16 protein-coding genes are annotated in these 17556 nt (G+C 61.3%); 10 read left to right on the forward strand and 6 right to left on the reverse strand.

Annotated features, from left to right (window positions below; all coding sequences use genetic code 11):
- Positions 1-592: 592 nt before the first annotated feature.
- The 3 genes from hrpB to QD409_RS11975 all read left to right on the forward strand — a co-directional run bounded on the left by hrpB (position 593) and on the right by QD409_RS11975 (position 5121).
- Positions 593-3118, forward strand: coding sequence for an ATP-dependent helicase HrpB (gene hrpB / locus QD409_RS11965; RefSeq protein ID WP_430762787.1), 2526 nt, complete (start codon positions 593-595; stop codon positions 3116-3118).
- 2 nt (positions 3119-3120) lie between these two features.
- On the forward strand, positions 3121-4458 hold the full coding sequence (locus QD409_RS11970) for an ActS/PrrB/RegB family redox-sensitive histidine kinase (RefSeq protein WP_430762788.1): 1338 nt from the start codon (positions 3121-3123) through the stop codon (positions 4456-4458).
- A 75-nt stretch (positions 4459-4533) separates the two neighbouring features.
- Positions 4534-5121 (forward strand): ActR/PrrA/RegA family redox response regulator transcription factor, encoded by a 588-nt coding sequence (locus QD409_RS11975; protein WP_430762789.1) that lies wholly within the window; start codon positions 4534-4536, stop codon positions 5119-5121.
- A 1-nt stretch (position 5122) separates the two neighbouring features.
- Here QD409_RS11975 and QD409_RS11980 read toward each other — a convergent pair whose 3' ends face one another.
- Complete coding sequence (locus QD409_RS11980) at positions 5123-5611, reverse strand: MmcB family DNA repair protein (protein WP_430762790.1); 489 nt, start codon at positions 5609-5611, stop codon at positions 5123-5125.
- Positions 5612-5790: 179 nt separating this feature from the next.
- Between QD409_RS11980 and QD409_RS11985 the strand changes: the two genes are divergently transcribed.
- Positions 5791-6465: a L,D-transpeptidase gene (locus QD409_RS11985; RefSeq protein ID WP_430762791.1), complete on the forward strand. Its 675-nt coding sequence runs from the start codon at positions 5791-5793 to the stop codon at positions 6463-6465.
- 262 nt (positions 6466-6727) lie between these two features.
- Here QD409_RS11985 and QD409_RS11990 read toward each other — a convergent pair whose 3' ends face one another.
- The 5 genes from QD409_RS11990 to hslV form a co-directional block, all read right to left on the reverse strand.
- Complete coding sequence (locus tag QD409_RS11990; RefSeq protein WP_430762792.1) at positions 6728-8896, reverse strand: malate synthase G; 2169 nt, start codon at positions 8894-8896, stop codon at positions 6728-6730.
- A gap of 153 nt (positions 8897-9049) precedes the next feature.
- On the reverse strand, positions 9050-10444 hold the full coding sequence (locus tag QD409_RS11995; protein WP_430762793.1) for a cytochrome P450: 1395 nt from the start codon (positions 10442-10444) through the stop codon (positions 9050-9052).
- A 224-nt stretch (positions 10445-10668) separates the two neighbouring features.
- Complete coding sequence (locus QD409_RS12000; protein ID WP_430762794.1) at positions 10669-11622, reverse strand: DUF1402 family protein; 954 nt, start codon at positions 11620-11622, stop codon at positions 10669-10671.
- Between the two features lie 163 nt (positions 11623-11785).
- Complete coding sequence (gene hslU / locus QD409_RS12005; protein WP_092846563.1) at positions 11786-13096, reverse strand: ATP-dependent protease ATPase subunit HslU; 1311 nt, start codon at positions 13094-13096, stop codon at positions 11786-11788.
- Positions 13097-13143: 47 nt separating this feature from the next.
- A complete protein-coding gene (hslV, locus tag QD409_RS12010; RefSeq protein ID WP_430762795.1) occupies positions 13144-13671 on the reverse strand; it encodes an ATP-dependent protease subunit HslV in 528 nt (175 codons plus the stop codon).
- A 213-nt stretch (positions 13672-13884) separates the two neighbouring features.
- Between hslV and hisB the strand changes: the two genes are divergently transcribed.
- The 6 genes from hisB to QD409_RS12040 are packed head-to-tail and all read left to right on the forward strand — an operon-like array spanning position 13885 to position 17551.
- Positions 13885-14493, forward strand: a complete 609-nt coding sequence (hisB, locus tag QD409_RS12015; RefSeq protein ID WP_430762796.1) for an imidazoleglycerol-phosphate dehydratase HisB — start codon at positions 13885-13887, stop codon at positions 14491-14493.
- 24 nt (positions 14494-14517) lie between these two features.
- Entirely contained in the window at positions 14518-15015 is a 498-nt protein-coding gene (locus tag QD409_RS12020; RefSeq protein ID WP_430762797.1) for a DUF2628 domain-containing protein, read from the forward strand.
- A 2-nt stretch (positions 15016-15017) separates the two neighbouring features.
- A complete protein-coding gene (hisH, locus tag QD409_RS12025; protein ID WP_430762798.1) occupies positions 15018-15668 on the forward strand; it encodes an imidazole glycerol phosphate synthase subunit HisH in 651 nt (216 codons plus the stop codon).
- 25 nt (positions 15669-15693) lie between these two features.
- Positions 15694-16437 carry a 1-(5-phosphoribosyl)-5-[(5-phosphoribosylamino)methylideneamino]imidazole-4-carboxamide isomerase gene (gene hisA, locus QD409_RS12030; RefSeq protein ID WP_430762799.1) on the forward strand — a complete coding sequence of 248 codons (744 nt, stop codon included), beginning with the start codon at positions 15694-15696 and terminating at the stop codon, positions 16435-16437.
- Positions 16434-17222, forward strand: coding sequence for an imidazole glycerol phosphate synthase subunit HisF (gene hisF / locus QD409_RS12035; RefSeq protein ID WP_430762800.1), 789 nt, complete (start codon positions 16434-16436; stop codon positions 17220-17222). The genes hisA and hisF overlap by 4 nt, the downstream gene beginning before the upstream one ends.
- A 14-nt stretch (positions 17223-17236) precedes the next feature.
- The gene (locus QD409_RS12040) at positions 17237-17551 is read left to right on the forward strand and encodes a phosphoribosyl-ATP diphosphatase (protein WP_092846553.1); all 315 of its coding nucleotides are present in this window, start codon (positions 17237-17239) and stop codon (positions 17549-17551) included.
- The last annotated feature ends 5 nt before the right edge of the window (positions 17552-17556 follow it).

Below are 17556 nucleotides of genomic sequence, written 5' to 3' on the forward strand. Positions count from 1 at the left end.
GTATTCTCTTGTTCAAAACGTGACCGTCGAAGTCTATTCCAAGAACCGGCATCTCTGCCGATCCCGCAAGCTCCGCCGCCCACGTTTCTCTTTCTTCTCATCTTCAATTGTCAAATAACAGACCAGAAAACCCAGTCGAAATCCATTCCCGCAATCCCAGGCACCTAAGCCCAGAACCATCAATCAGCATCGCAGCCAATCCAGGAAACACTAGAGCGAAGGTCGTCGTCGCCAGCAGCGCCGCCGCCCTCGTCAGTGATCGGGCTTATAGACCCTACCAAACGACATAGTCAACAGCACGATTGTAAAAATTCTGACATTTTTGTAAGTTGTTGGTTTTAAACAGAATTTTGATGTGTCGGTGCGGAAGTTGGGGTTTTCTACCTGATTGGATAGGTTTTCCGGATTCATTTTACGCCTTTTGCCGGAATCATCCAGATCAGCCCCCACAAACCGGTTCAAACGGCCTCGCCGACGCACTCGCTCGACGTCTCATTGCCAGCAAAACGCCCAGGACCTAATAGACATCAAACGAACAAAGGAAGCGGAGCATGTTGCTTCTTCACGAAGAGCGGGCACAAGCAGCCGCGCCATGCGGGTCCGGCACTATTCCATACAATGCGATACGGAGCCGGCAGGCGTGACATATAGAGTGCCTCCATTACCGGAACTTCCGGTCTCGCATGTGCTTGGTGATATCGGCACTGCACTGGCCGACCGTCAGCGTGCCGTGCTTTCCGCGCCGCCCGGCGCCGGCAAGACGACTCTGGTGCCGCTCTATCTATTGGGCCAGGACTGGCGCGGCGACGACAGGATCATTCTTCTGGAGCCGCGGCGGCTGGCGGCGAGGGCAGCAGCTGCCCGAATGGCCTCGCTGCTCGGTGAACAGGTCGGCAATACTGTCGGCTATCGCATGCGGCTCGACAACCGCATCTCCTCCAAGACCCGCGTCGAGGTGGTGACCGAAGGTGTCTTCGCGCGGATGATCCTCGACGACCCTGAGCTTTCCGGCATCTCCACCGTCATCTTCGACGAGTTCCACGAGCGGTCGCTGGATGCGGATTTCGGCCTGGCGCTGGCACTCGACGTGCAGTCGGCGCTGAGGGAGGACCTCCGCATCCTCGTGATGTCGGCGACACTGGACGTGGAGCGTGTCGCTACCCTCCTCGACCATCCGCCCATCATCGAAAGCATGGGCCGCAGCTTTCCGATCGACATCCGTCATCAAGATCGGCCGACGGGAGAGCGGATCGAAGATACCGTGACACGGGCGATCCTCGATGCGCATGCGAGCGAACAGGGCTCGATCCTGGCCTTCCTGCCGGGACAGGCCGAGATCACCCGGACGGCGGAACGGCTCGAAGGCCGGTTCGGACCGGAGACGATGATCGCGCCGCTTTTCGGCAATCTCAGCCAGAAGGAGCAGGATGCGGCCATCCGGCCTGCGCCGCAGGGCACGCGCAAGATCGTGCTTGCCACCTCCATCGCCGAAACCTCCATCACCATCGATGGGGTGCGTATCGTCATCGACAGCGGCCAACAGCGGCTGCCGGTCTTTGAGGCTTCGACCGGCATTACGCGGCTCGAGACGGTGCGCGTATCGCGCGCCTCGGCCGATCAGCGCGCCGGACGTGCTGGCCGAACCGAGCCGGGCATCGCCATCCGCCTGTGGCATCCGGGCCAGACGGCGGCACTGCCTGCCTTTACGCCGCCGCAGATCCTTTCCAGCGATCTCTCGGGCCTTGCGCTCGATCTCGCCCATTGGGGCGTGCAGGATCCGGCAACGCTTTCCTTCATGGACCAGCCGCCGGCGACGACGCTTGCCGAGGCGCGAGCACTCCTGCGGCAGCTGGGAGCGCTCGACGCGGAAAACGGACTAACGGCGCATGGCCGGCTGATGCGCGAGCTCGCTTTACCGCCGCGGCTGGCAGCGATGGTCATCTCGGCTGCGGAATTCGGCCAGGCGCGGGAAGCGGCGTTGCTGGCCGTGCTGCTGACGGAACAGGGGCTCGGCGGCCAGAGCATCGATCTGGAGGACCGGCTGCGGCGCTTCAAGACAGAGAAGGGCGAGAGAGCGGAGGCGGCGCGACGCTTAGCCGGGCGACTCGCCCAGGCCGCTGGCAACGGCGGTAACCCAGCCTCCGCCACGCCGCAGCTGGCCGGTTCGTTATTGCTGCATGCCTTTCCCGATCGGATCGCCCTGCAGCGCGGCGGGCGGGGCCGCTTCGTCATGGCGAATGGGCGCGGCGCGGAGCTGCCGGAAACCGAGCGTCTTGCCGGCTCGCAGATACTTGTGATCGCCGATCTGACCGGCCGCGCAGCGCAGGCGCGCATCCTTGCCGCGGCGGAGATTTCCCGCGCCGATGTCGAAGAGCACTTGCCGGGCGAGATCCGCACGGAGGATCAGAGCTTTTTCGACAGAGCAAGTCGGCAGGTCCGCGCGAGGCGAGCGACAAGGCTCGGCGCCATCATCTTCGAGGAAACGCCCCTGCCGCGTCCCTCCGGCGAGCAGGCGGCCAAGGCGCTGGCCGAGGGCATTCACGAACTAGGGGTCGGTGTGCTGCCTTTTTCGAAAGAGGCGGCGCAGCTACGAGACAGGATCGGCTTCTTATATAGGACGATCGGCGAGCCTTGGCCGGATATGAGCGACGAAGCCTTGGCTGCCCGGCTAGACGAATGGTTCACGCCGTTTCAGACCGAAGCGCGCGGGCTCTCCGATATCTCGGCCGGCGGGCTTTCCAACGGGCTGATGGCGCTGGTCCCGCACGAGCTGCAGCGCGATCTTGCTCGGATGGCGCCGACGCATTTCGAAGCGCCGACTGGGCAGCGCCATCCCATACAATATGACGGCGAGGAGCCGCTGCTGACCATCCGCGTCCAGGAGCTGTTCGGGCTGAAACAACACCCAAGCGTCGGCGGCGGCCGGTTGCCGTTGCTGCTGGAGTTGACATCGCCGGCCCATCGCCCGATTCAGACGACGCGCGACCTGCCCGGCTTCTGGGCCGGATCCTGGCGGGATGTGCGGGCCGACATGCGCGGACGCTACCCGAGGCATCCTTGGCCGGAAGATCCGGCAGAAGCCTTGCCGACCACACGCGCCAAGCCACGAGGGACATGACGATGGCACGATTCTTCCGGGGATTGGAAAAACTGTCCGATGCGGAGATCAAGGCGCAGGACGACCATCACAGCAGCCGGCGGCTGAGGCTGCAGACGCTGGTGCGCCTCCGCTGGCTTGCGGTCGGTGGCCAGACGGCAACTGTCATGATCGTCGCCTTCTGGCTGAAATTCCCCATGCCGCTCATGCCGTGCTGCGTGCTGATCGCCTGCCTTGCCTGGATCAACTTCTTCCTGACCCTGCGCTTTCCGCCGACGCACCGGTTGGAGCCGCCGGCCGCCTTCGCGCTGCTCGGCCTCGATCTTCTGCAGCTCTGCGGGCTGCTGCTGATCACCGGCGGGCTTGCCAACCCCTTCTCGGTGCTGGTCTGCGTGCCTGTCATCATTTCCTTCGCCTCGCAGCCGATCCGCTATAGCATGACGCTGATCGCGCTTGCGATGATCTGCATCACCGGGCTCGCCTTCTCGCCCTTCCCACTCCCCTGGTATGAAGGCGTCGCCGTAAACGTACATAGCGTCATGCAGCTAGGTGTCTGGTGCTCCATCGCCTCGACCATGGCTTTTGCCGCTTTCTATGCCTATCGCGTCTCCATGGAGGCCTCGCAGCTCGCCGATGCGCTCTCGGCGACGGAACTGGTGCTGCAGCGGGAAAAGCATCTGTCGCAGCTCGACGGACTGGCAGCGGCGGCGGCACACGAGCTCGGCACGCCGCTTGCGACCATCAGCGTCGTTGCCAAGGAAATGGAACGCGAGCTGCGCGAGGACGACCGTTTTCGCGAGGATGTGGCGCTGCTGCGCAGCCAGAGCGAAAGATGCCGCGACATCCTGCGCCGGCTGACGACGCTTTCTTCGGAAGACGAGGCGCATATGCGGCGGCTGACGCTGTCTTCGATGATGGAGGAGATCATCGCCCCGCATCGTGAGTTCGGCATCTCGCTGGAGCTGATCGAAAAGAGCCCGCGCTCCGGCGAGCCTGTCCTCAACCGCAATGCCGGCATCATGTATGGGCTCGGCAACCTCATCGAAAATGCCGTCGACTATGCCCGCAAGACGGTAACCGTCACGGTGGAATACACCGTCGAGACCCTGACCATCGTCATCGAGGACGACGGCAGCGGCTATTCGCCGGAAATCCTGGCACGGATCGGCGAGCCCTATGTCACCTCGCGTCAGCGCGACGACACGGCAGGCGGCCTTGGTCTCGGCCTCTTCATCGCCAAGACGTTGCTGGAGCGCTCCGGTGCCGCCCTCTCCTTCACCAACCGCGATCCGGAAAGGCCGGGGGCTCGCGTCCGCGTCGAATGGCCGCGCGTGTTGATCGACAGTAATTCGACAAAATGATTTTGACGGCTTAAAACAACCCTCGTCAAAATCGGTAGGATATGCAGGCGGATGGTCGCCGGGATAGAAGATAGAATGACGGATAAAGAGATCGCTGCCCCGCATGCCGGGGACAAGGATGCCGCGGCCCATATCGGCGCGGATGCGACATTGCTGATCGTTGATGATGACGGCCCCTTCCTGCGCCGGCTGGCGCGCGCGATGGAAACGCGGGGCTTCGTGGTCGAAACAGCGGAATCGGTGGCGGAAGGTGTCGCCAAGACCAAGGCCAACCCGCCGAAATACGCGGTCGTCGACCTGCGCCTCGGCGATGGCAACGGCCTCGATGTCATCGAAGCCATTCGCCAGCGGCGTGACGATACGCATATCGTCGTGCTGACGGGTTATGGGAACATCGCGACGGCAGTGACCGCCGTCAAGCTCGGCGCGCTCGACTATCTCGCCAAACCCGCCGATGCGGACGACGTCTTTGCCGCGCTGACGCAGCGCCCCGGTGAGAAGGCGGAAGTGCCGGAAAACCCAATGTCGGCCGACCGGGTTCGCTGGGAGCATATCCAGCGTGTCTATGAAATGTGCGAGCGCAACGTTTCCGAGACGGCCCGGCGGCTGAACATGCATCGCCGCACGCTGCAGCGCATCCTTGCCAAGCGCGCGCCGAAATAGGCTATTCGGACGCGAAGGACTTGCCCGTCGCCCATTCGGCCAGCATCAGGCGCTGGGCGGCGGCACGCGAGAAATTCAGCGTCACCGACTTGCGCGTCGCCGGCGACAGGCGATGCTCCGGCGGCTCGCGGATGATATGAGCGCCATACCCATCGGATAGAAACAGCCCGCAATCCTCCGGAAAGATATCCAACGGCACGTCCTTGTGCGTGGCGAAGAACATCCTGTCGCAATGCTGCCGGTATTCTGGCCATTTGCGGTCGACACGGAAATCCTCGATCGAGGTTTTGATCTCGATGATCCAGATCTCGCCCTTTTCCGAAAGGCTGATGAGGTCGGCGCGGCGGCCGCTGGCCAACGGCAACTCCGGCAGCACAGCGTGACGCATGTCGTGTAGTAATAGTTGCACGCCCTTGCGTACAAGCATGGCCCGTTCCGACTGCCGGCCATCTATTAACGGATTGTTATTATAAACGTTCAAAATCGTCATGAATTGCCTCAAGGACAGGCAAGCATTGTTGCAAAAAAACCATGTCCCTCTAATTTGCGCGGCGGCGCTATTTTGTAGCGTCAGAGCAGCTTGCAAAGTTTAGTTTAATGGAAAATAAACCGTAGACAAAGATGGTAGATAACCATCCGATCCCCGCCACAAAATTTCAAGAGACTTCCATGCGCATCCGTAATGCTATGACCGCACTCGGCCTTGTCGCAATGCTCGCATCGGCTGGCTATGCCACCACCGCCGCAGCCGCGCCGACCGCTACCGCAAAATCCGCCGCAGAGACCATCAAGACGTTCGATGGCGACTATGGCATCACCAGCGATAACGGCTTCCAGCTGCCGGCGATCCCGATCCAGAAGGTGAAGCCGCAGTTCCGCCGCCAGATCGTTTCCTACAAGTCCGACGAGGCTGAAGGTACGATCATCGTCAACACGCGCGAGCGCCATCTCTATTACATCCTCGGCAACGGCGAAGCGATGCGTTACGGCATCGGCGTCGGCAAGCAGGGCTTCTCCTGGTCCGGCACCGCTTACGTCGCCTGGAAGCAGGAATGGCCGAGCTGGCATCCGCCGAAGGAAATGGCCGTCCGCCGTCCGGAAATCGCAAAGTATGTCGATGGCGGCATGAACCCGGGCCTTTCCAACCCGCTCGGTGCGCGCGCCATGTACCTCTACAACGAAAAGGGCCAGGACACGCTGTTCCGCCTGCACGGCACGCCGGAATGGGCTTCGATCGGCACGGCCGCTTCCTCCGGCTGCATTCGCCTGATCAATCAGGACGTGATCGATCTCTACAGTCGCGTCCTGCCGGGTCACAGCACCAAGGTCATCGTTATCCAGTAATTCGCTGGCATCGGGATTGAAAAAGGCCGCCGGATAGTGATCCGGCGGCCTTTTTGTTTTGGGGACTGTAAATTGTCCTCCTTCTCCCCTCGGGGAGAAGGTGCCCAAAGGGCGGATGAGGGGGAGGGGCGGCAAAGAAATAATTCCTTGAACAAGGATATTTCGCGCTCGCGGCGACACCCCCTCACCCCGCCCTCTCCCCGAGGGGAGAGGGAATCTTGCCAAGTATCGCCCTTCGCCGCGAAACGTCGCAAGCGAAGGCTTATCCAGCCTGCTTTGCCTTCAGTTCGATACGGCGGCGATGCAGGACCGGCTCCGTATAGCCGTTCGGCTGCTCGCGCCCCTTGAGCACGAGATCGAGCGCTGCCTGGAAGGCGACGGAATCGTCGAAATTGCCTGACATTGCGATGTAGTTGGGATCATCGGCATTCTGCTGGTCGACGACGGCGGCCATGCGCTTCATCGTCTCGATGATCTGCGCTTCGCTGATGACCTTATGGTGCAGCCAGTTGGCCATGTGCTGCGCCGAGATGCGCAGCGTGGCGCGGTCTTCCATCAGGCCGACATTGTTGATGTCGGGTACCTTGGAGCAGCCGACGCCCTGATCCACCCAGCGGACGACATAGCCGAGGATGCCCTGGCAGTTATTGTCGATCTCGCGCTGGATTTCCTCCGGCGTCCAGTTCGGCCGCGACGCGACCGGCACGGAGAGGATATCGGAAAGCTTGGCGCGGGCGCGGCTCTTCAGGCTCTTCTGCACGTCGGCGACGTTGACGCGGTGATAGTGGGTGGCGTGCAGCGTCGCAGCTGTCGGAGACGGCACCCAGGCGGTGTTGGCGCCGGCCTTAGGATGAGCGATCTTCTGCTCCAGCATGGCCGCCATCAGGTCCGGCATGGCCCACATGCCCTTGCCGATCTGAGCATGGCCGGACAGGCCGCATTCAAGGCCGATATCGACGTTCCAATTCTCATAGGCACTGATCCAGGCGGCCTGCTTCATATCGCCCTTGCGGATCATCGGGCCGGCTTCCATCGAGGTATGAATCTCGTCGCCGGTGCGATCGAGGAAGCCGGTGTTGATGAAGACGACGCGCTCGCGGGCGGCGCGGATGGCTTCCTTGAGGTTGACCGTCGTGCGGCGCTCCTCGTCCATGATGCCCATCTTCATCGTGTTACTGGGCATGCCGAGCAGATCTTCGACGCGCGAGAAGATGGCGACCGCGAAGGCGACTTCTTCCGGCCCGTGCATCTTCGGCTTGACGACATACATCGAGCCGGTGCGTGAATTCTTGCGGCGGCCGTTCGGACCGATGTCGTAGAGTGCGATCAGACCGGTGATGGCGGCATCCATGACACCTTCCGGCACCTCGTTGCCATCGCGGTCGAGAATGGCCGGGTTGGTCATCAGGTGGCCGACATTGCGCACCAGCATCAGCGAACGGCAATGCAGGTCGAAGGTGCTGCCATCCGGCGCGGTATAGGTGACGTCGGGATTGAGACGGCGTGTGAAGGTCTTGCCGCCCTTGGCGACTTCCTCCGTCAGGTCGCCCTTCATCAGGCCGAGCCAGTTGCGGTACACTTCAGCCTTGTCCTCGGCATCGACGGCTGCGATCGAATCCTCGCAATCCATGATCGTGGTGATTGCCGATTCCAGGCGAACGTCGGAAATGCCGGCCGGATCCGTCTTGCCGATAGTCGTGCTCGCGTCGATGACGACTTCGATTTGGATGCCGTTCTGCTTCAGCAGGATATGCGTCGGGGTGGCTGGAGCGCCCAGGTAGCCGGCGAAATGGCCGCCATCGGCCAGCTTCGACGCGCCGCCCTTGGTCGCGATCGCCAGGGCACCATCCTTCACGACAAGGCCGGTGACATCCTTCCAGCTTGCGCCATCAAGCGGCACCGTCGAATCGAGGAAATCGCGAACCCAGGCAATAACCTTCTCGCCACGCTTGGGATTATAGCCCCTGCCCTTCTCGGCGCCGTCGGTCTCGGGAATGGCATCCGTGCCGTAAAGCGCATCATAGAGCGATCCCCAGCGGGCGTTGGCGGCATTCAGCGCATAGCGGGCATTCATGACGGGAACGACGAGCTGCGGGCCGGCGATCTCAGATATTTCCGGATCGACATTGGCGGTCGAAATCGTGAAGGCCGGGCCTTCCGGCACGATGTAGCCGATTTCGCGGAGGAAGGTTTCATAAGCGGCAAGATCGACCGGCGCGCCGTTTTTCCGATACCAGTCGTCGATCGCCGCCTGCATGCGATCACGCTTGGCGAGCAATTCGCGGTTCTTCGGTGCGAGATCGTGGACGATTTCAGAAAAGCCGGCGAAGAAGGCATCGGGCTCGATGCCCGAGCCCGGAAGGGCTTCCTTGACGAGGAAATCGTAAAGTACCGGTTCGATCTGCAGCCCGTTCTTCTCAATGCGGCTCATGCCAAATACTCCTCAAGGCCATTTATGGCTCAATTTTCCTATGGTGCCACTTTGCTGACGGTTTCGCCCTCAGTCAATTTGGTAATAGTTCGAAAGATTTATGCAATACGGGAAACAATTGACTTACGTTGATCCGGAGGCGGCAAAAACACCCTATCGCCGCGTCACCCGCATCGGCAGTCCGCCGCGCGGCTGGGTCGTCAGCTTCTGCACCGGCCAAGGATCGGTCTCATCCGTCGCATCGAAACGGAAACGGCGCATCATCACGGCGAGAGCGATGACGGCCTCCTGAAGTGCGAACGTGGCACCGATGCAGACACGCGGACCCGCGCCAAAAGGCAGATACTGGAAGCGATTGATCTTGGCCCGGTTTTCCGGAAGGAAGCGCTCCGGCATGAAGGCACGCGGCTTTTCCCAGTAGAGCTCATGACGATGCAGCGTCCAAGGCATGATCAGCACGGTGATTCCCTTCGGGATCGTCACGCGCTCGCCCTTGGCGCTCGTCCATTCGTCGTCGGCAATCGCGGCTCGATTGATCGACGGCGCCGGCGGATAGAGACGCATCGCCTCCTCGAAGGCAGCGCGGACGTGCGGCATCAGGTCGAGCCAGGCGACGGGTTCGGCATCGGTGGCAAGCACCCGATCGATTTCCTCTTCCATGGCATCGCGAATATGCGGGCTGTTGGCGACGCAATAGAGTGTCCAGGCCAACGCGCGAGCCGTCGTTTCATGGCCCGCGCCGATGAAGGTGAGGATATTGTCCTCGATCTCCTCCATCGTCAGCCCGTCGGGACCGGTCTTTTCCAGAAGCAGCGTCAGGAAATCATCCGGCGCGCTCGCGCGGTCCCTGCTCATCTTCTCCAGGCGCTGGTCCATAGCCTTGCGGACGATGCCGCGGAACTTATCGAGCATGCGCCGGCCGCCGATGCGGGTGAGACGCGGCACCCAGGCGGGAGCGCGCAGAAGATCCATGGGATCGACCCGGCCCATGCGATGCAGCAGCTCGTTAACGTCGTCGGAAAAATGCTCTCTTTCAGTGACGATCTCGCCGGAAAACAAGGTCTCCGTCAGGATGGCGAAGGTCAGCTCGGTCATGTCAGCAGCGATATCGAACACTGCGCCTTCGCTGCCGATCTCCTCATATTTGTGCAGGTATTCCAGGCTCTGGCCTAGCATCTGGCCGGCGAAACCCTGGGCATGGCGCGGCGTGAAAACCGGGGCAACCGCCTTGCGCGAGCGCTTCCAGACAGATCCTTCCGCCGTCAGCAGACCATCGCGCAGAATCGGCCGGAGCACGAGCTGGCGGATATCGGCCATGCGATAGTTGGCAGCGTTGTCGACCAGAATATGCTTGATCAGGCCGGGATCATTGACGATCAGCGTCCGCTCGTTGAAGAACTTCGTCTTGATCCAGGGCAACGTATAGGAAGGTTCGCCCCAGAGTTCGAGCGGATTGCGCAGGATGGTTTTGATGATCGTCCATCGCGACGGCGGGACGGTGCGCGGGATCGGCGCCGGCGGGGAGAAGGCTTCCGGAATCATATCCATGGGATCAATTCTCCTCGAAGACCGGGCGGTTGCGCGATCTGACGCAGCCGAAGCGGCGCGCCCATCCGATATGGTGAGCGCCACTCGCGAAATCCAGGCGGTAAAACGCCGCGCGTGCCGCCTAAAGCGCATCGCGATTTGTCAAATTCGCTTTTTAGCGTTTCAGGTCTTTGACTTCACGCGTGCCGTTATCGCAAACCGCTGCACACTTTTGCGCGGCTGCTTTAAAGCAGCGACTTCAGGTCGCTCAGCTTATCATTGATGAGCCAGCCGTAGTAGTTCTCTTCCGGCCAGACGGGCTGCGAAGAGCCCCTGTTCTTGGCAGCAAGGGCGGCAGCGCGCTTGCGGGTGTTGCCGAGATTGTAGAGCGTCGCGGTGATGCCGGGATTGCCGGAAATATCCATACCGGCGATCGAACGATAGTCATCGATCGATTTGCGGATCGAGGCCGCGACGAAGGCGAGCGACAGATCCGGATCCATGATCGCCTTGTAGACACCGCCTGCATCCTTCTCGTCCAGCTTCGCGACGCCCGAGGTGCGGCTGACCAGATCGGAAAGTTCAAGCGCCGTCAGCGGATTGACCTGACCGAGACCAAAGGTCTGCCCGGCATAGAAGGGCTGGAAGAAAACAGCGCTGAAACGATTGTCGGGATAGGGTTTGCCGCCGACGGTCTTGCCGCGGAAATCATCTTCCCAGACATCCTCGCGGCAGATCCAGAGGCTGTAGGAGTCCTTCTTGCTCTTGCAGGCGTCGAATTGCGGCCGGGCGATGAAATCGTCGACGTTTTCGCCGTTATAGGCGAAGCGGAAGCTCTGGCCGGCATAGGATGCAGCTTTAACGTAGTAGGACTGCAGGCCGTCATAGGCGTCAACATTATAGGTATGCTCGCCGACGATCGCACCGATGATGTGGATGGGTTCGATGCCATAGGCACGCGCCGTCGATTTGATCTTCGACATCAGCCTAGTGTCGGTCGCCAGCAGCTCACGAACCTTCTGATACTTGCGTTCGAAGGTAGAGTTGGTGCCGCGCGTGCGCCGCACGGAGGCGCCGGGAACGGGCGGCTGCTCGGCATTGCGGTTGCCCGGAGGCACCACGCTCGCCGCATCCGCATAGGCAGGGATCCAGGAGAGGCTGGCGACTGCCAGAAGAAGGGTGATCAGTATACGTCGCAAGATGGCTGTCCTGTCGAAGTTTCAACCGATGTTTCCGTGCGGCTCCCTGACGGATAATCTTGGCCGAATAAAGCCATCCGACACAAAGAAACGGGCCCCTAACTAAAAAGTTAACGGCCCGCTGTCGAGTGTTTACTGCTTTAAATCGCCTTTGCCGGCCCGCTTATAGGATGAAGCGGGACAGATCGGTGTTTGTTGCAAGGTCGCCGACATGCTCGCGGACGTAGGCGGCGTCGATGGTCACCGACACACCGGCACGATCCGACGCATTGTAGGAAATATCGTCAAGCACGCGCTCCATGACCGTCTGCAGGCGGCGTGCACCGATATTCTCGACGGTGGAGTTCAGATGCACGGCGACATCGGCAAGTGCGTCGATCGCATCGTCGGTGAAATCAAGCTTCAGGTCTTCCGTTTCCATCAGCGCCTTGTACTGGCGGATGAGGCTGGCTTCCGGCTCGGTCAGGATGCGGCGGAAGTCTTCCTTGGTCAGTGGCTTCAGCTCGACGCGGATCGGCAGGCGGCCCTGCAATTCCGGCAGCAGATCCGAAGGCTTCGAGACGTGGAAGGCGCCAGAGGCGATGAAGAGGATATGGTCCGTCTTGACCGGGCCATATTTCGTCGAAACCGTCGTGCCTTCGACCAGCGGCAGCAGGTCGCGCTGCACGCCTTCGCGCGAGACACCGGCACCCATGCCGCCATCGCGGGCCGCGATCTTGTCGATCTCGTCGAGGAAGACGATGCCGTCGTTCTCGGCGGATTGCACGGCTTCGCGCTGGATCGCCTCGTTGTCGATCAGCTTGTCGGATTCATCGCGCACGAGTTCCTTGTAGGAATCCTTGACCGTGGTGCGCACCTTCTTCGTGCGGCCGCCCATGGCCTTGCCGAACATTTCCGACAGGTTGAGCACGCCGATATTGGCGCCGGGCATGCCGGGGATTTCGAAACCGCCGGGCATGCCGGAACCGGTATCGGCAACTTCGATGTCGATTTCCTTGTCATCCAGCTGACCGTCACGCAGCTTCTTGCGGAAGCTGTCGCGTGTCGCCGGCGATGCGGTGGCACCGACCAGCGCATCGAGCACGCGCTCTTCAGCGCTCATATGCGCCTTGGCCTGCACCTCGTTACGCTTCTTTTCGCGTACCAGGCCGATGCCGACCTCAACGAGATCGCGGACGATCTGCTCGACGTCACGGCCGACATAGCCGACTTCGGTGAACTTCGTGGCTTCGACCTTGATGAAGGGTGCGCCGGCAAGCTTGGCGAGACGGCGGGAGATCTCCGTCTTGCCGACGCCGGTCGGGCCGATCATCAGGATGTTCTTGGGCATGACTTCGTCGCGCAGATCGGGCTCGAGCTGCTGGCGGCGCCAGCGGTTGCGCAAGGCGATCGCCACGGCGCGCTTGGCCTCATGCTGGCCGACAATATAACGATCGAGCTCGGAGACGATCTCGCGGGGGGAAAAAGTGGTCATTTCGCGTGTTCCCTGTCAGGGCTAGAAACTATCAAGAGAGGAACGTCTTAGGCATCGGCATCGAGCGTTTCGACGATCACATTGTGGTTCGTGTAAACGCAAATGTCGGCAGCGATATCGAGAGCGCGGCGGGCGACGTCCTCGGCGGACTTGTCGCTATCCATCAGCGCGCGAGCGGCGGCGAGCGCGAAATTGCCGCCGGAGCCGATCGCCATGGCGCCGTGTTCGGGCTCGAGCACATCGCCGTTGCCGGTGATGGCGAGCGTTATCTGCTTGTCGGCAACAAGCATCATGGCTTCGAGGTTGCGCAGATATTTGTCCGTGCGCCAGTCCTTCGCGAGCTCGACAGCGGCGCGCATCAACTGGCCGGGATATTGTTCCAGCTTCTTTTCAAGACGCTCGAGCAGGGTGAAGGCATCGGCGGTCGCGCCAGCGAAACCGGCGATAACGTCGCCCTTGCCGATACGGCGAACCTTGCGCGCATTGCCCTTCATCACGGTCTGGCCAAGGCTCACCTGGCCATCACCAGCCATCACGACCTTGCCGTTCTTGCGAATAGTCACGATTGTCGTCATTTAACACCTGTTTGCCCCCGTTCCGGCGGGCTTTCTGCCGGGCCGCGTTTCGGCCCCGTCAGCACCTATGTAAGAGGGCTTTTGGCGATTGCAAATGGCAGCCGAACCGGATTGGTTCAAGCGAGCCGGCTAAAGACGCACGGCCCATGCGTAACTTCTGGATATTTCTCGATCCGCCTGATAAGGAACGGCCGTATTCCGATGGAGCAGCCCATGGCAGAGACCGCAGCGAGCCGCACGGCAAGCGTTTCCCGCAAGACCAACGAGACCTCGGTCTCCGTTTCCGTCAACATTGACGGCAGCGGCAAATCGACGATTTCGACTGGTGTCGGCTTCTTCGACCATATGCTGGAACAGCTGTCGCGACATTCGCTGATCGACATGGAGATCGACACCAAAGGCGACCTGCATGTCGACGATCATCATGCTGTCGAGGATACCGGCATCGCCATCGGTCAGGCCATTGCCAAGGCGCTGGGCGACCGGAGCGGCATCACGCGCTATGCCTCGATCGACCTTGCCATGGACGAGACGATGACGAAAGCGGCCGTTGATCTTTCCGGCCGGCCTTTCCTCGTCTGGAATGTCAGTTTCAGCGCGCCGAAAATCGGTACCTTCGATACCGAACTGGTACGCGAATTCTTTCAGGCCTTAGCGCAGAATGCCGGCATCACGCTGCATATCCTCAACCATTATGGCGCCAACAATCACCATATAGCCGAGACATGCTTCAAGGCCGTTGCGCGCGCACTGCGCACCGCAACCGAGATCGATCCGCGGCAGGCAGGCCGGGTGCCTTCGACGAAAGGCACGCTCGCCTGAGCCCCGAGCTGGGGAATTGAGGAAATGGCAAGCTATCTGATTTTGACTCCGCCAGGAGTGCCGAACCGATCCGAAGTATCGGATCGGTATCGCGACGGAACACGATTCATCCGCGACGGCTTTTCGTGGAAGGCATTTTTGTTTCCCGCGCTCTGGATGTTCTTCAATCGCCTCTGGCTGCCCGCCGTCGCTGCCATCCTACTGCAGGGCCTCGCTCTGGAGCTGATGCGCCAGCCGGGATTCTTTGCCGCTGGAGCCGGGATTCTGTTGGGCGTGCACGTCCTGGCGGCCCTCGAAGGCACGCATGCGCTCAGCGACCGCCTTGTCGAACGCGGCTGGAAGGTGGAAAATCTCGTCTCTGCGCATGATCTGACGACGGCTGAGGAAATGCATTTTTCCCAGCTGGAGCAGAAACGAGACCCGGATATCCATCCAAAAGACTGGGATATTTCGGCCACAAACACCAATACCCGCCGCCAAGGCCCGAGCTTCGGCCTTCCCGGCTATGACGGAGGACGCTGACCATGCGCGTCGCAATTATCGATTATGGTTCCGGCAATCTGCGCTCGGCCACGAAGGCTTTTGAGCGGGCTGCCCGTGAAGCAGGCATCGACGCTAAAATCGACCTGACCGATGACGCCGAGCGCGTCGCCACGGCTGACCGCATCGTGCTGCCTGGCGTCGGCGCCTACGCCGATTGCCGTCGCGGCCTCGATGCCGTGCCCGGCATGGCGGAAGCGGTCATCGACGTTGTCGAACACAAGGCCCGTCCCTTCCTCGGCATTTGCGTCGGCATGCAGCTGATGTCGTCGCGTGGGCTGGAGAAGACTGTTACCCAAGGGTTTGGGTGGATCAAAGGCGATGTCAAGGAAATGACGCCGAACGATCCCAATCTGAAAATTCCGCAGATCGGCTGGAATACGCTGGACTTGCGCCACCCGCATGCCTTGTTCGACGGGATCGAGACCGGGCCGGACGGCTTGCACGCCTATTTCGTCCATTCCTATCATCTGGCGGCCGACCATGGCGACGATGTCATCGCCACAACGAGCTATGGCGGATCGATGACCGCCTTCGTTGGACGCGACAATATGGCCGGCGCCCAGTTCCATCCGGAAAAGAGCCAGAAGCTCGGCCTTGCCCTGATCGCCAATTTCCTGCGCTGGAAGCCGTGACGCTTCGCGCTTTGAGGACCAAAACATGATTCTCTTCCCCGCAATCGACCTCAAGGACGGGCAATGCGTGCGCCTGAAGCTCGGCGACATGGAGCAGGCAACCGTCTACAATCCCGATCCCGGCGCCCAGGCGAAAGCCTTTGAAGACCAAGGCTTCGAATGGCTGCATGTCGTCGATCTCAATGGCGCCTTTGCCGGCGAGACCGTGAATGGCGCTGCCGTCGATGCCATCCTCAAGGCGACGAAAAATCCTGTGCAGCTTGGCGGCGGCATCCGCACGCTCGACCATATGGAAAACTGGCTGTCGCGTGGGCTTACCCGCGTCATCCTCGGCACGGTTGCCGTCCGCGATCCGGCCCTTGTCATTGAAGCCTGCAGAAGATTTCCAGGCCATATTGCCGTCGGCATCGACGCCAAGGGTGGCAAAGTCGCGGTCGAAGGCTGGGCGGAAGCCTCAGAACTCGGCGTGATCGAGCTTGCGAAACAATTCGAGGGCGCCGGCGTCGCTGCGATCATCTATACCGACATCGACCGCGACGGCATTCTGACAGGCATCAATTGGGCCTCGACGCTGGAACTGGCCGACGCGGTCTCCATCCCCGTCATCGCCTCCGGCGGGCTCGCCTCGCTGGATGATATCCGCCGCATGATCCAGCCTGATGCCCGCAAACTGGAGGGTGCGATTTCCGGCCGCGCGCTCTATGATGGCCGGATCGATCCGAAGGCAGCACTGGCCCTGATCAAGCAGGCCAAGGAGGCAGCGCAATGACCCTGAAAGCCCGCGTCATCCCCTGCCTCGACGTCAAGGACGGCCGCGTCGTCAAGGGTGTCAATTTCGTCAACCTCGTCGATGCCGGCGATCCCGTCGAGGCTGCCAAGGCCTACGACGCCGCCGGCGCTGACGAGCTTTGCTTCCTCGACATCACGGCTTCCTCCGACAATCGCGACACCATCTTCGACGTCGTGGCGCGGACCGCCGAACAATGCTTCATGCCCGTCACGGTCGGCGGCGGAGTGCGCACGATCGCCGACATCCGCAAGATGCTGCTCTGCGGCGCCGACAAGGTTTCGATCAATTCGGCGGCCGTCAACAATCCCGATTTCGTTGCCGAGGCCGCCGATAAATTCGGCAACCAGTGCATCGTCGTTTCCATCGACGCGAAAAGGCGGCGCACCGAAGCGCTCGGCGGCGACAATATGAGCCCCTGGGAGATCTATACCCACGGCGGCCGCAACGCGACCGGCATCGATGCCGTCGATTTTGCCCGCAAGATGGTCGAGCGCGGCGCCGGCGAGTTGCTCGTCACCTCCATGGATCGCGACGGCACCAAGGTCGGCTACGATCTGGAGCTGACGCGGGCGATCGCCGATGCCGTGCGTGTGCCCGTCATCGCGTCGGGCGGCGTCGGCGATCTCGACGACCTCGTCGCCGGCGTGAAGGAAGGCCATGCGACGGCGGTACTGGCTGCTTCGATCTTTCACTTCGGCACCTATTCGGTGGGCGAGGCAAAGCGCTACATGGCCGAGCGCGGCATTCCCATGCGGCTGGATTAGGAGACAGCGTAGCGATGAGCGGATTTACCCTTTCCGACCTCGAAAAAATCGTCGAGGAACGCTCCAAGGCTTCGCCCGACGAATCCTGGACGGCGAAGCTTTTTGCGGCCGGCCAGCCGAAAGCGGCGAAGAAACTGGGCGAAGAGGCGATCGAGGCCGTCATGGCTGCGGTTGCGAATGATCGCGACAACCTCACCTACGAGGCCGCCGATCTGCTATATCACCTTTTGGTCGTATTGAAGATTGCCGGCATTCCGTTGCAGAATGTCATGGGTGAGCTCGAAAGGCGCACCACTCAATCCGGCCTTCAAGAGAAGGCAAGCCGGTAAAACGC

This window comes from Rhizobium sp. BR 315 (assembly GCF_050577975.1).
GTDB lineage: Bacteria > Pseudomonadota > Alphaproteobacteria > Rhizobiales > Rhizobiaceae > Rhizobium > Rhizobium miluonense.

Excerpts from the sequence above, each read along its gene's own strand:
- hrpB (WP_430762787.1), top strand. The coding sequence starts at position 593 with ATGCGGGTCCGGCACTATTCCATACAATGCGATACGGAGCCGGCAGGC.
- QD409_RS11970 (WP_430762788.1), top strand. The coding sequence starts at position 3,121 with ATGGCACGATTCTTCCGGGGATTGGAAAAACTGTCCGATGCGGAGATC.
- QD409_RS11975 (WP_430762789.1), top strand. The coding sequence starts at position 4,534 with ATGACGGATAAAGAGATCGCTGCCCCGCATGCCGGGGACAAGGATGCC.
- QD409_RS11980 (WP_430762790.1), bottom strand. The coding sequence starts at position 5,611 with ATGACGATTTTGAACGTTTATAATAACAATCCGTTAATAGATGGCCGG.
- QD409_RS11985 (WP_430762791.1), top strand. The coding sequence starts at position 5,791 with ATGCGCATCCGTAATGCTATGACCGCACTCGGCCTTGTCGCAATGCTC.
- QD409_RS11990 (WP_430762792.1), bottom strand. The coding sequence starts at position 8,896 with ATGAGCCGCATTGAGAAGAACGGGCTGCAGATCGAACCGGTACTTTAC.
- QD409_RS11995 (WP_430762793.1), bottom strand. The coding sequence starts at position 10,444 with ATGGATATGATTCCGGAAGCCTTCTCCCCGCCGGCGCCGATCCCGCGC.
- hslU (WP_092846563.1), bottom strand. The coding sequence starts at position 13,096 with ATGACCACTTTTTCCCCCCGCGAGATCGTCTCCGAGCTCGATCGTTAT.
- hslV (WP_430762795.1), bottom strand. The coding sequence starts at position 13,671 with ATGACGACAATCGTGACTATTCGCAAGAACGGCAAGGTCGTGATGGCT.
- hisB (WP_430762796.1), top strand. The coding sequence starts at position 13,885 with ATGGCAGAGACCGCAGCGAGCCGCACGGCAAGCGTTTCCCGCAAGACC.
- QD409_RS12020 (WP_430762797.1), top strand. The coding sequence starts at position 14,518 with ATGGCAAGCTATCTGATTTTGACTCCGCCAGGAGTGCCGAACCGATCC.
- hisH (WP_430762798.1), top strand. The coding sequence starts at position 15,018 with ATGCGCGTCGCAATTATCGATTATGGTTCCGGCAATCTGCGCTCGGCC.
- hisA (WP_430762799.1), top strand. The coding sequence starts at position 15,694 with ATGATTCTCTTCCCCGCAATCGACCTCAAGGACGGGCAATGCGTGCGC.
- hisF (WP_430762800.1), top strand. The coding sequence starts at position 16,434 with ATGACCCTGAAAGCCCGCGTCATCCCCTGCCTCGACGTCAAGGACGGC.
- QD409_RS12040 (WP_092846553.1), top strand. The coding sequence starts at position 17,237 with ATGAGCGGATTTACCCTTTCCGACCTCGAAAAAATCGTCGAGGAACGC.